The sequence below is a fragment of the Lysinibacillus sp. SGAir0095 genome, from assembly GCF_005491425.1.
Lineage (GTDB): Bacteria > Bacillota > Bacilli > Bacillales_A > Planococcaceae > Ureibacillus.
In genome coordinates, this window is the sequence record NZ_CP028083.1 from 3,817,736 (window position 1) to 3,830,387 (window position 12,652).

13 protein-coding genes are annotated in these 12,652 nt (G+C 35.3%); 7 read left to right on the top strand and 6 right to left on the bottom strand.

The features are described 5' to 3' along the window. Nucleotides 1–110: 110 nt before the first annotated feature. Nucleotides 111–770, bottom strand: coding sequence for a nuclease-related domain-containing protein (locus C1N55_RS18735; protein ID WP_240758507.1), 660 nt, complete (start codon nt 768–770; stop codon nt 111–113). 173 nt (nt 771–943) lie between these two features. Here C1N55_RS18735 and C1N55_RS18740 point away from each other — a divergent pair, with 173 nt between their 5' ends. From C1N55_RS18740 to C1N55_RS18760, 5 genes are all read left to right on the top strand, one after another. Further along, nucleotides 944–1,810, top strand: a complete 867-nt coding sequence (locus C1N55_RS18740) for an AraC family transcriptional regulator (RefSeq protein ID WP_137730199.1) — start codon at nt 944–946, stop codon at nt 1,808–1,810. 167 nt (nt 1,811–1,977) lie between these two features. Then, nucleotides 1,978–2,934, top strand: a complete 957-nt coding sequence (locus tag C1N55_RS18745; RefSeq protein WP_137730200.1) for a LytTR family transcriptional regulator DNA-binding domain-containing protein — start codon at nt 1,978–1,980, stop codon at nt 2,932–2,934. Between the two features lie 148 nt (nt 2,935–3,082). After that, nucleotides 3,083–3,931, top strand: a complete 849-nt coding sequence (locus C1N55_RS18750; RefSeq protein ID WP_137730201.1) for an ABC transporter ATP-binding protein — start codon at nt 3,083–3,085, stop codon at nt 3,929–3,931. After that, nucleotides 3,928–4,629, top strand: a complete 702-nt coding sequence (locus tag C1N55_RS18755) for an ABC transporter permease (protein ID WP_137730202.1) — start codon at nt 3,928–3,930, stop codon at nt 4,627–4,629. Before C1N55_RS18750 ends, C1N55_RS18755 begins: the two co-directional genes overlap by 4 nt. A gap of 273 nt (nt 4,630–4,902) precedes the next feature. After that, nucleotides 4,903–5,352, top strand: a complete 450-nt coding sequence (locus C1N55_RS18760; RefSeq protein WP_137730203.1) for a hypothetical protein — start codon at nt 4,903–4,905, stop codon at nt 5,350–5,352. 262 nt (nt 5,353–5,614) lie between these two features. Here the strand turns inward: C1N55_RS18760 and C1N55_RS18765 are convergent, their stop codons facing one another. The 5 genes from C1N55_RS18765 to C1N55_RS18785 all read right to left on the bottom strand — a co-directional run bounded on the left by C1N55_RS18765 (nt 5,615) and on the right by C1N55_RS18785 (nt 10,517). After that, nucleotides 5,615–6,529, bottom strand: a complete 915-nt coding sequence (locus tag C1N55_RS18765; RefSeq protein ID WP_137730204.1) for a glycine betaine ABC transporter substrate-binding protein — start codon at nt 6,527–6,529, stop codon at nt 5,615–5,617. A gap of 195 nt (nt 6,530–6,724) precedes the next feature. Next, complete coding sequence (locus tag C1N55_RS18770; protein WP_137730205.1) at nt 6,725–7,636, bottom strand: glycine betaine ABC transporter substrate-binding protein; 912 nt, start codon at nt 7,634–7,636, stop codon at nt 6,725–6,727. A gap of 20 nt (nt 7,637–7,656) precedes the next feature. Then, nucleotides 7,657–8,505 carry an ABC transporter permease gene (locus C1N55_RS18775; protein ID WP_137730206.1) on the bottom strand — a complete coding sequence of 283 codons (849 nt, stop codon included), beginning with the start codon at nt 8,503–8,505 and terminating at the stop codon, nt 7,657–7,659. Beyond that, nucleotides 8,498–9,697, bottom strand: a complete 1,200-nt coding sequence (locus tag C1N55_RS18780) for a quaternary amine ABC transporter ATP-binding protein (protein WP_137730207.1) — start codon at nt 9,695–9,697, stop codon at nt 8,498–8,500. The genes C1N55_RS18775 and C1N55_RS18780 overlap by 8 nt, the downstream gene beginning before the upstream one ends. Before the next feature lie 187 nt (nt 9,698–9,884). Next, a complete protein-coding gene (locus tag C1N55_RS18785) occupies nt 9,885–10,517 on the bottom strand; it encodes a GntR family transcriptional regulator (RefSeq protein ID WP_137730208.1) in 633 nt (210 codons plus the stop codon). A gap of 178 nt (nt 10,518–10,695) precedes the next feature. Between C1N55_RS18785 and C1N55_RS18790 the strand changes: the two genes are divergently transcribed. Beyond that, complete coding sequence (locus C1N55_RS18790; RefSeq protein ID WP_137730209.1) at nt 10,696–11,457, top strand: MerR family transcriptional regulator; 762 nt, start codon at nt 10,696–10,698, stop codon at nt 11,455–11,457. Between the two features lie 332 nt (nt 11,458–11,789). After that, complete coding sequence (locus C1N55_RS18795; protein WP_137730210.1) at nt 11,790–12,464, top strand: hypothetical protein; 675 nt, start codon at nt 11,790–11,792, stop codon at nt 12,462–12,464. Nucleotides 12,465–12,652 lie beyond the last annotated feature (188 nt).

Genomic DNA, 12,652 nt, shown 5'->3' on the forward strand with positions numbered 1-12,652 from the left:
AGGTAGACTTTTAACAATACTTTCGATAGGACTTTATTGTTCTCCTCGAAATCAAGGAACACCATTTACAATAAAAAAAGATCATCTCCTACGAGATAATCCATTTTCCCTTAGCTTGAAGCAGCATCCTTAAAAGGAGCTTTTTCTTTAGTTGGCTTTTTTATCATGTAAGTCTCTAAATTAGAATAAATCGACATCATTTGGTCTTTAGTTAAGATATGGTCCATTCTATCATTCCAGAAAGTTTTTAATTCATCAATTTTAAAGACATCTACATCCTGTGAGCGTATTTCAACCTTTTTAAATGAGCAATTCTTATTAAAAACAACCAGTGATTGATATAAGTCATTGCTTACTTCAGGATTGTATTTTTTCACATCATCAATCTTTAGTTTATTCTCAATAATAGGGTTACGGAAAGTATTCATTTGACCGTTTTCCAAAACCTGAGCCCATTGAAGATCTTGCTCACTCCCATAAATCCACCCACTGGAACGCTTTGCATTAATGACATATATTCCCGATTGGTGTAGGAGTATGAAATCTATTTTCCATTCACTTTGAGGAAGAGCAATATTATATAAAATTTTCAATTCGCCCTTTACTTTTTTTAACTTTTGAGCTAATTTATATAAAAATCTCACTTCTTTATTCGTCCAAACGGATAAAAGGGAATGGCCAGTTAGCTTGCTAAACTCACTGTTTTCATATACATAAACATTTACCGCAAACAGTATCCCGATAAATACTATGAAAAAAAGGACAAGCATTGCCACAAAGTTTCCTCCTCATTACTTAATCGTTATTTCATTTTATCAAAATTCTTCATCATTTAACATGTCATTAAAATTCTGTTCTTTTAAAATAAAACTGTCCAAAGAAAGCATACAAAGACCAGATACAAAAATGCCTTTCCCTTATTATTTCTATAGAGGTGATTTATATGAGTTGGGTAGACTCGATTCAAAAAGCAATTGATTATATGGAGAACCATTTATTAGACGTCGATTTATCCATCGAACAAATAGCTAAAGCATGCAATTCGTCTGCATTTCATTTTCAAAGAACTTTTTCTATTTTAACGGATATAACAGTTGGCGATTATATTCGCAGAAGACGTCTAACCCTAGCTGCTCAGGATTTAGTCAATACAAACGATAAAATTATCGACATCGCTTATAAATATGGTTATGAGACACCTGAATCATTTGCAAAAGCTTTTCGAAAACAGCATAAGCTTTCTCCCATGGAAGCTCGAAAAAAATTGGGTCCTCTACAATCTTATAACCGCCTCGTCATAAAAATTAAGTTGGAAGGAGCATTACCAATGAATTACAAAATTATCGAAAAAGAGTCATTTCAAGTTGTTGGCGTTAAGAGAACGTATAATTACAAAAATGGAGAAAACCTAAGTGAAATACCACAATTTTGGAGTGACGTTCATTCTGATGGAACTAATGATCAACTTATTAATTTAAACAATGGAGATATTCAAGGTATTCTTGGCGTATGTACTGTCGAAGAAAATGAAAAACAAAATGGAAAAATGGACTATTGGATTGCTACTGCACATCGAGGGGAAACGCCAAATGGAATTGATTCCTATGAAATCCCTGCTTCAAAATGGGTTATCTTTGAAGTCCACGGTGCGATGCCACATGCCATGCAGGATACTTGGAAGAAGATCTATTCAGAATGGTTCCCTTCCAATCCATATAAACCTGCTGGAACAGCAGAATTAGAGGTATACACGAATGAAGATGCATCAAAACCAGATTACTACTCAGAAATTTGGATTCCAATAAAATAGCTATTAAAAAAAGTACTTCTACCGGTGAAGTACTTTTTTATTTTATGATATTTCGAATCGTCTTTTCAAACGCTCTAATTCGAAACAAATTTTTCCTACCATTGCCATTTGTGTATAATTATTTTAATAGCATTAATTTTATAATAATAAACCAGAAAGGAATTACTATGAATTCAAACCTTGCCTTAACAATTGATGCATTTGCTATAGAAGGAAATGTCATCTCTCCAAGTATTGAAATGCAACTAGAAAAGGGTTCCATCATTGGCATTTACTCAGATGTAGCAAAATTAAACTATCTAAAAAAACAATTTGCTTCTAATCCCCAAATACATATCGAACATAGAGATAATGGACTATATAACCGTTTATCTGTTCATGAATATATAAATTTTTTAAAAGGCTTATATAACCCTTCAACAAATAAAGGCGATTTATTGAACCTATTCGGGTTAGCTGATCAAAAAAAAGTAAGATTAAGCAATTTATCTTATGCAGATAAACAAAGATTACGTTTCATCCACTGTTTTTTTAACGATAAATCCATCCAGGTTATTGAAGAACCACTACAAAACTTAGATGAACATGCAAAAAAAACGATTATGAACATATTGCTCTCATTAAAAAAAGAACAAAAATCCATTATATTATTATCAAATAATATGGAAGACATCCTTATTAGTAGCGATACTGTATATCGTCTGGACTCAGCAGGCTTACACACGTTAGATGTAAAAGAGGAAGAAGATGCTACAATACCATCTAAGAAAAATGAGCCTATTCCTTTTCGCTTCGAAAAAATCCCAACAAAACTTAACGATAAAATCATTTTATTTAATCCGCCTGAAATAGACTATATTGAAAGCATTGAAGGACAAGTGTCTGTATATGTAGGTGGCGAAGCTTACCCTTCTTCCCTGACTTTAAATGATCTCGAACAAAAACTGACACCCTTTGGCTTCTTCAGATGTCACCGTTCTTATATTGTGAACTTACAAAAAGTAAGGGAAATTATCACTTGGACAAGAAATAGCTATAGCTTGGCCCTTCACACCTCCAAGGATACAATTGTACCTTTATCGAAAAACAAATTAGTCGAATTAAAACGAATAATTGGGATTTAACAAATTTCCTGGGAAATTTCGCTGCTCCATTTGAGGTTTTTTTGACACCATCTATCAAGAAATAACTCCTTTCGCCTGAATTTTAATGCCTAACTTATTGTTTCTAATTATTCTAGATTTGTAGACAACGAATTAGGAGGAATGAAGAATGACGAATGTAATTGACGTACAGCACTTACAAAAAACCTTCCAAAAAGAGGAGGCATTACAGGATGTTTCATTCAGTATTAAAAAAGGAGAAATTTTTGGTTTCTTAGGTCCAAGTGGGTCTGGAAAAACAACTACAATTAAAATATTAACTGCTCAATTAACAAGATCAGGTGGCAGTGTATTTGTCTTAGGGCAGGATGCAGAGGAAATGAGAAAGAATACGAATAGAGCTAGATTTGGGATTCTAACAGATAATAGTGGGCTTTACTCCAGATTGTCTGTTGAAGAAAATTTATTACTTTATAGTAAGCTTTATGAGTTGCCAAGTTATTCAGTTAAAGAGGCATTAGATTTTGTAAACCTGTATAAAGATCGCAAGAAAAAAGTGAGCAAGTTATCTAAAGGCATGATTCAGCGTGTTACATTAGCCCGTTCAATTATGCATAAGCCCGAATTATTATTTTTAGATGAACCCACTTCTGCATTGGATCCAGTAAATACACAACATATCTATAATGGATTACGCAAATTAAATGAAATGGGTACGACCATTTTTCTAACAACCCACGACATGAGTGAAGCTGAAACCCTTTGTGATCGTGTCGCCTTTTTACATAAAGGTAAAATTCGTGCTATTGGTTCACCACAAGAACTAAAGAAACAATTTAGTGATGATACGATTACCGTGGAACTGGTAGATGGCACTGAACATTGTATTGAAAATAGCAAAGATCAAGCAAAAAAAGTATATGATTGGATGAATCAAGGACTTCTATCTCGTATTTATACAAACGAACCAACATTAGGTGATATATTCATGCAAATGACAGGGAGTGATTTAATATGAATTTAACTCGTATTCAAGCAATTTTCATGAAGGACTATAAAGAATTTTCCCGAAATTACGCGGTTTCAACAATGGTACTATTACCCCTTATAATGGCTTTTTTCTACAATCAAACGGGTGTAGATAGTATGCAAGGTTATTTCCTGCCAATTAACCTCGCATTTGTGGCAGTTACCAGCTTTGTACAATGCTGTTTGATCGCAGAGGAAAAAGAAAGAAATACTCTTCGAAGCTTAATGCTATCACCAGCAACTTTATTCGACATATTACTTGGCAAAAGTTTACTAGTATTTTCAATTTCTTTTGTTACAATCTTGCTTTCAATTTATATAGTTGGTTACAATCCCGCTAACTGGTTGATTATCGGCATTGTCCTTTTCCTGTCTGCAGTATTTTATATCGGATTAGGAACTTTATGTGCACTCTTTACAAAAACGATTTTGGAAGCATCGGTAGCAATTTTACCAATTATGTTAATCTTCTCATTTGGACCGTTTGCTATATTACTTTCAGAAAAATACCCAATCATGCAATTAGCAGAATGGTTACCTAGTGCACAAATTGTTTTATTAGCAGAGTCGATTGAGCAAGCATATACAGCAAGCGATATCCTAGTTCCCATTATTACATTACTAGTTTGGTCCATCATCATTTGGGCTTTTACTATCGTGCTTTATAAAAAGAGAATGGTCGATTAAAGAATGCAGGAGAAGCGCAACTTTTTGAGCTTCTCCTTTTGCCTATTTATATTAAATCATACTGGAAAAATTAATATAGAAGAATTAAATCAGACAATAACAAACATACTTAACAAATATCAATCATTGGAAAAATCACTTAGTTTGTTACTTATTATATAAGGAGGAAGTTGATTTTATAAAATTATTCTTCCTTTTCAGTGTAAAAAACAAACAATTGTAAATAATAACGGTAATGTCTTAACATACCTAATAAAGACGGAGGTTTTTACTGTGGACATTATAGAAGAAAATGCAATTCCCGCATTTCTTGAATCGACTCAGTTAATTGTTGAGCTTGAAAGTGTTGATATTTATAACAATATTATCTATCCAGTTCAAGCGAAAGAATACGATATCAATCCACAGATAGAGGTACCGTATGATTTAAAAAAAGAAGCCATTGAGCAAAAAAGTGTAGACGAAGGACATTCTCCATGGAGACTAGACCCTCTCATGACAACGCAGGTATTTGTGAGTTTACAGATCTCACCCGGTGGGATAGAAGGAGAATATCCAATTGAAGAAGGAAACTTGAAGCTTTTACACAGCACCAAGGATACAGCTGTTGTAGAAGTAAATGATATTGATACTTTCATTAAACTCGTTTACTTAAAAAGACTTGTAAAGCAGGATGCTACTGGGATATGGACAGTAATCGGATACGATACGATAGATAAATGATAGATAGGTGATGAATTAAAACAATTCATCACCTATCTTTGCATTTTCAATTTTCATTTTAATAAAGTGCCTATGGTTTTTATTAGCAATGGCTGCATTAGGGATGTCTATTGATTTAAGGAAATGAAATAGAAATACTTTAAAGTCCATGTTCACTCTATTATTAACATCTGACACTTTACCTTGTTTGGTTCATTCTTTAAATAGACTTAAAAGGAGAACCCCTTACGGGAATTCTCCTTTGTGCAAATTTTGGTTGAATTTACTCTTTAGGCTGCAAATCCTCAATCGAGTCAATCTCCATATAAGCTGGAACTACGAATCCATTTTGTGTACCTTTTAAGTTTTCACCTAAATCGATAAAGTCTTCTTCGTGCTTTTCATAGAAAGAAGCATGTGTCGAAGGTAACCAAGGAGCAACAGTTGCATCTCCTTCACCAGAAGCGATTGCTTCGAACATAATTGCAGGGTCTACGGGAGTCAATGTTACCTCGTATCCTAGTTGTTCTAATACTGCCTTCATCACATAGCCGGAGGCACGTTCCGTATCCCATGGTGTAGAAACTAATTCAATTTCTTCTCCTTCTACTTTCTCCACACCTTCTACCCATCCTTCTACTTTATCATGATTTTCTTCTATCCAATTCATTGCCGCTTCTTCAAACGGAACCTCTTGCGCATCAAACATCACAGCTTCCATATCTTCTGGCTCCCAGTAGAAACGATCAAGAATTTTATAAGCACTAGGCATATCCTCTTCTAGACCTTTTCTAACAATTGTGTTTATGTTTTCACTTCCACCCAAAGTGCCTTTGGGATCTTCTAGAATTTTCAAATCATATGCAGAGAACATCCAGTGCGGCGTCCAGCCTGTAAAAATAATTGGCTCTTCGTTTTTAATTGCTTCATCCAATGCACCTAACATACCTGCTGTTGAACTTTCTAGAAGTTCCCAACCTTCCAAGTTTTCATATTCTTCTAGTGTATTATGGGATAGCCCAGTTAACCCCGCTCCCGGTTCAATTCCTGTAATCGTATAATCTAATTTCTCACCTAAACTAGCGGTCTCTCCTGATGTACTCTCATTATCTCGATTTCCTTCTGCGTTTCCACAGCCAGTTAATAGTAGGGAAACAGATACGCCTAGAGTAACCCCAATCGACTTTAACTTTACCATTTTTCCATCCCCTTTTTAGAAAATTCAGCTTAACGACACCTTTTTAGCTATTAGCCCTAGTTAACAAAAAAAGTTAATGCTTTCTTATCTAAAAATTTTATGGAGTTATCCAATGATTAGATAACTCCATTTTTTTGTAAGAAATTTTAAATCATTAACCATTAGCATTTATCGATGCATGCCAGCGATTTATAATTATTCTACGCCCTCTGTCCATTCAGCCACTTTGTCTGCATGATCATTAATCCATTTAGCAGCTGCTTCTTTTGGATCTGTACCTCCATTAATATCAAGCATGACTGATTCAATATCTTCTGTTGTCCAGTTGAAAGCATCCAGTACTTTGAAAGCTTCTGGCATTTCTTCTTCTAAGCCAGTACGCGCAAATGTATTGATTGTCTCTTCCCCACCAAATACACCTTTAGGATCTTCTAAGTATTTTAGATCATAAGATGAGAACTTCCAGTGTGGAGACCAACCTGTTACAATTACTTCTTCCTCATTTTCAATCGCTTGACCTAAAGCAACTGTCATCGCACCTGATGATGATGGCAATAAATCCCAATCATTTAGGTTTTCATAATCTTTGATAGCTTGTTCGGTTGCAGCCATAACACCTGCACCAGGTTCAATACCTGTAATCGTCATGTCTGCTTCGTCAGTTAAGTCTTCGATCGAATTAACATCCATATAAGAAGGCACAACTAACCCAATTTTAGCTCCTGTTAAGTTTTCACCTAACTCTACTAAGCTATCTTTGTATTCTGCATATTGAGAAGCATGCGTATTTGGTAACCACCCCGCAACCATCGCATCGGCTTCACCGTTTGATACAGCTTCCCACATAATCGCATTATCTAGTGGTGTTAAAGTTACATCATAACCTAGATCTTCTAATACTTTACCTACAACATGTGTAGAGGCAACTTCAGTATCCCACTCAACATAAGCTAAGTTAATTTCTTTCGATTCTTCAGATGTTGCCGATCCATTTGAATCTCCTGACTCTTCTGTAGAAGATTCCCCTTCATCTGAACCGCTACATGCAGCAAGCATCGCACCCATTCCTAGAGCTAAACCCATCATTTTCAACTTTTTGAAATCCATCAAATCTTCCTTTCTTTATGTTATTTCTTTTTATTTAAGCTTTGCGTTAAACGGTCGACAATAATGGCGAAAATTACAAGACTAAGTCCCGCAACAAACCCATTACCAACTTGAGCACGTTGCAAAGCAGATAACACTTCTCGACCTAAACCAGGTGCACCAATCATCGATGCAATAACAACCATTGATAGGGATAACAGAACTGTTTGGTTAATACCAGCCATGATTGTTGATTTTGCTAATGGCAATTCAACCTTGAAAAGTTTTTGCCACCCAGTACTACCATAAGAATCAGCCGCTTCAACCAATTCTCTAGGCACTTGTCTAATACCTAGATTTGTAAAACGTACTGTTGGGGGTAATGCAAAAATAACAGAGGCGAATACACCCGGTACAACACCGATTCCGAAGAAGGCTACTGCTGGAATTAAATAAACAAACCCTGGCATTGTTTGCATAAAGTCTAAAATCGGCTTTATAACATTTTCGGCAACTGTACTTTTCGACATTAAAATCCCTAATGGAATCCCAATAATGATAGCAATAATACTTGAGAAAATAACAAGGGTAACGGTGTTCATCAACTGTCCCCACAAACCTTGGTTATAAATGAATAACAGACCGATGATCGAGAAGATAGCCAAGCCAAACTTTCTTTTCGTTGCAAAAAACGCAATGAGCGCAATGACTAAAATAAATACAACTGGCGGAATGGCAACGAGCATATCCGTTATAAAGTTCATCGAATTTTTACCACCGGATTGTAGAAAACCGAATAATCCTGATAAGTTACCTGTTAACCAGTCCATAATTGATTCCACTGAATCTGATACCGGCAATCTTGGAATAGAATCTAGCATTTTACTCATTTGCAGTCACCTCCTCACTATCTGAAGCAAGAGATTGAATGACTACACCTTTGATTAAGACACCTACAAGTTTATTTTCATTTACAACTGCTAAAGGAGTCGGTGATTCGGATATAATTCCTAATACATCTTGAATCAGCATATCAGGCGGCACTACATTCATATCTGTTTTCAAAATACCCAGTACATCTTTTTCGCCACGTTTTGCTGCCTCTAATGCATCATCCGCAGTGATATAACCTTTAAACGCTCTATTTTTATCAACCGCCAGTAGCACACTGACCTCTTCTTCACGCATCCGTTTCAACGCTACTTTTGGTCCATCAATTTCAACATTCACCGATATTGGTCGAATCATTGCATTTTCTACTGTTAATACCTTAGAACGGTCTACATCCTCCAAGAATGTTCTAACATAATCGTTTGCCGGATTTGTAAGGATCTCTTCTCCCGTACCGATTTGAATGATTTTTCCATCCTTCATCAATGCAATCCGATCACCAATACGTAATGCCTCATTTAAATCATGTGTAATGAATATAATGGTTTTTCTCACTTTTTGTTGTAAATCTAATAATTCATCCTGCATATCTTTTCGAATTAATGGATCAAGTGCAGAGAATGCCTCATCCATTAACAAAATATCCGGGTCATTTGCTAAAGCACGCGCTAATCCAACACGCTGCTGCATCCCCCCTGATAATTGACTCGGGAATTGATCTTTGTATGGTAATAATCCTGCGTTTTCTAAAGCTGTTTCCGCTTTTTTTGTTCTTTCTTCTTTAGGGATACCTCGCACTTCTAATCCATATTCGGTATTAGCAAGGACTGTTCGCTGTGGAAATAAACCGAAGTTTTGAAACACCATGCTCATTTTTTCGCGACGTATTGTTCGGAGCTGATGTTTATTCATTTTGGAGATGTTTTCACCATCTATGTAGATACTTCCGCTGGTTGGTTCAATGAGGTGGTTTAGCAGACGTACAAGCGTTGACTTACCACTACCTGAAAGACCCATAATTACAAAGATTTCACCTTCATTGACTGAAAAGCTCGCATCATAGACGCCGATTGTAGCACCTGTTTGCTTTAAAATCTCTGTTTTGTTTTTTTTCTGCTCGACAAGCTTAAGTGCATGATTAATATGCTTACCGAAGATTTTCGTCACATTTTCAACTTTAATCTTCTCCATACCGCACTCCCTTCCTATTTTTCTCAAATCTGTTTTTTATTAGTTTACAACTAAGCAACAACTTCATCCTAACAAAAGGTTGTTACTTATGTCAACTGAACATTCTATGAATCTAGTAATAGAGATATACCTTTTTTCAATAAAAAAAGGGCTATAGACACCGTTCGTAACGGTATCTATGCCCTAATCATTTTGGATATAAAAATTTTTGTACTCGCTCTAAACATTCGTCATTCCCAATAAAATAAATGACATCTCCTTGTTCGAAGGTAGCATATGGCCCTGGAGAAATCATTAATTCCACTCCACGACGAATTCCTACAATCGTTGCCATTGTATTTTGCCAAAAGTTAATGCTGCCAATGGATTGTGAAAGATATGGTGTTTCATCACGAACTTCAACTTGAAATGGTACAAATGGATTGACTGATTTGAATCGTTCCGTACGACTAACAAGCCTTTCCGTTGTTTCTTGTAAAACTTCCAACTCATTCTTTTGTCTTTTAATACTTTCTAGCATCTCTAATTGCACTTGATAAACGGATTGTACTTCCAAAAACTGATGGACAAATTGTGCAGCTTTTTCATAGGATTTAATCATAACCCCGCTGCCCTTTGTTGCCTCTACAATTTCTAGATCTTGCAGAACAGCAATTGCTCTTCTTGCCGTTTCAGATGATACATTATACTGACTTGCTAGAGAGGATCTTGCATAAATTTTTTCCCCAACCAAGAATTTTTTCTCAACAATTCTGGATGCTATATCAGCAGCTATCTTTTGATACCTTGGCTGCTTTACTTGGACTTTCTTATTTTCCATTACTGTTACTACCTTTCAACGGGTAATTTATTATAAAATTTCTTCTTCTCTTCAATATGATTATATTAAAGCATGTCTCAATCTCACGCTATGATTATTTTTTTGCAAAAAAGTTTTTTACAATGTTGACATTCTCGTTACGTCAACCTTTAAGATGAATTTATCGGGAGGGATAATGATGGAATACACGATTAGCAAATTAGCAAAAATAGCGGGTATAAGCAGCAGAACATTACGCTATTACGATGAAATCAACTTATTAAAACCATCTAGAATCAATAGCTCTGGCTATCGAATCTATGGCCAAAATGAAATCGATCGATTACAGCAAATTTTATTCTTTCGAGAGTTGGAAGTAGACCTAGAGACAATTATTCAAATAATGAATGAGCCTGATTTCGATCAAATGACCGCGCTGTTGCACCATCATAATAAGCTTGTCCAAAAACGTGCCCGCCTAGATAAATTAATCGAGACAATTGACAAAACAATTGCTCATCAGAAAGGAGAAAGTGTAATGAGTAATGAAGAAAAATTTGAGGCTTTTAAAGAAAACTTAATTACCGAAAACGAACAGAAATACGGAGAAGAAATTCGAGCAAAATATGGTAATAAAACCGTTGATGAGTCCAACGCCAAGCTTCGAGGGATGTCAAAGGAAGATTATGAAGCAATGGAACTGCTGGGAAATGAAATTTTCGAACTGCTTCCAAAAGCTCTGGCAACCGGTGACCCAAGTTCAGATTTAGCTCAGCTTCTTGCTGCAAAGCATAAAGAATGGTTAACGTATTCATGGTCATCCTATACAAAAGAAGCTCATAAAGGACTTGCGGAAATGTATGTCGCAGACGAACGCTTTAAAGCCAACTACGACAAGACAGTTGAAGGTGGCACCGAGTTTTTAAGAGATGCGATTTTAGTTTATGTAGATAAACAATAACCGATTTTTGTTTAATTTTAGCCATACTATTCCTATGAAGGACACTTTAAGAATAAGATCAGTGAAAAGGTCCTTCATAGGCTTGATGAAACGCGTTTCGACCAATGATTTACCCTCATGATGCGTTTCATTCAATTGTATAAAAGCGTTTTTACTATAACTTGGCTTAGAACTCAATTCATTTCTTTTCACTTCTATAACAGTTCTCTTCGCGCAACTCTCTTTTTTAATTAGTCTTTTTTCTATGTAAAAATGAAGAGTATATTGTTCATACTATATATGAATTATTTCCGAAGACACTTAACTGCCTCATAAAGGAGCAATTTCTAACTATGCAAAAACATGAAAAAAAGCTGAAGAAAATACACTATGATCATGAAAATCAGGAATACATAGTTTTAAACAAATGCCCACATTGCAATTTAGAAATTCATCCTACAACTGAAAATACGTATTCACTTGAAAATAATAGCTTTAAATTAAGTGTCATTTCTTTAACTTGCCCTTCATGTAAAAACGACTATTTTATATTCAATGATAATCGCAATGAGACGATAACAAATGAAAAATACCTTATTTCCATTCCAAAGTACGGTTTTAATGAGAGCTCATTGATTAAAAATACATCGACAAAGTTTCAAAACCTATACACTCAATCTACAAACTGCGAACTTTTGGGATACTATGATATTGCCTATTTCGGTTATATTAAGTCCCTTGAGATTTTACTAAAGGATATCGCCATATTGGAGCATCCTGATTCTGAGGATATTATTCTTTTTTGTAATGTCATTGCCTGTTTAGAGCAATTTCATTCGACAAACATCCACCTCTTCTCTAAAAAATTACTTGAGGTTTTGAAAAATGATTATCTACATTATCAGAAAAACACTAATTTCTATGAATATTCAGAGCTTGTAAAGGACTGCATCGATTATTTTTTACTCTATTTAGAATTACTTTTAAAAACATTAACATTAAATGAAACCAAAAAACCTTCAGATTAATAGAACTTCGAGGCTGGGACAAAACCCAAAAACACCATTTTCTCAAGTAGAAAAATAGTGTTTTTTCGTTGTGGTGGAGATTGATTTCCGTTCCGGGTACGCTTTTTCGCGGGCACTGCCCGAGCCTGTAGTCTCGGGCGTTGTGCTATTCCCGCAAGAGTCGACCCTATACTTCAATCAATTATGAA

Coding starts and splice junctions, on each gene's coding strand:
- C1N55_RS18735 (WP_240758507.1), bottom strand. CDS start 770: ATGCTTGTCCTTTTTTTCATAGTATTTATCGGGATACTGTTTGCGGTA.
- C1N55_RS18740 (WP_137730199.1), top strand. CDS start 944: ATGAGTTGGGTAGACTCGATTCAAAAAGCAATTGATTATATGGAGAAC.
- C1N55_RS18745 (WP_137730200.1), top strand. CDS start 1,978: ATGAATTCAAACCTTGCCTTAACAATTGATGCATTTGCTATAGAAGGA.
- C1N55_RS18750 (WP_137730201.1), top strand. CDS start 3,083: ATGACGAATGTAATTGACGTACAGCACTTACAAAAAACCTTCCAAAAA.
- C1N55_RS18755 (WP_137730202.1), top strand. CDS start 3,928: ATGAATTTAACTCGTATTCAAGCAATTTTCATGAAGGACTATAAAGAA.
- C1N55_RS18765 (WP_137730204.1), bottom strand. CDS start 6,529: ATGGTAAAGTTAAAGTCGATTGGGGTTACTCTAGGCGTATCTGTTTCC.
- C1N55_RS18770 (WP_137730205.1), bottom strand. CDS start 7,636: ATGGATTTCAAAAAGTTGAAAATGATGGGTTTAGCTCTAGGAATGGGT.
- C1N55_RS18775 (WP_137730206.1), bottom strand. CDS start 8,505: ATGAGTAAAATGCTAGATTCTATTCCAAGATTGCCGGTATCAGATTCA.
- C1N55_RS18780 (WP_137730207.1), bottom strand. CDS start 9,697: ATGGAGAAGATTAAAGTTGAAAATGTGACGAAAATCTTCGGTAAGCAT.
- C1N55_RS18785 (WP_137730208.1), bottom strand. CDS start 10,517: ATGGAAAATAAGAAAGTCCAAGTAAAGCAGCCAAGGTATCAAAAGATA.
- C1N55_RS18790 (WP_137730209.1), top strand. CDS start 10,696: ATGGAATACACGATTAGCAAATTAGCAAAAATAGCGGGTATAAGCAGC.
- C1N55_RS18795 (WP_137730210.1), top strand. CDS start 11,790: ATGCAAAAACATGAAAAAAAGCTGAAGAAAATACACTATGATCATGAA.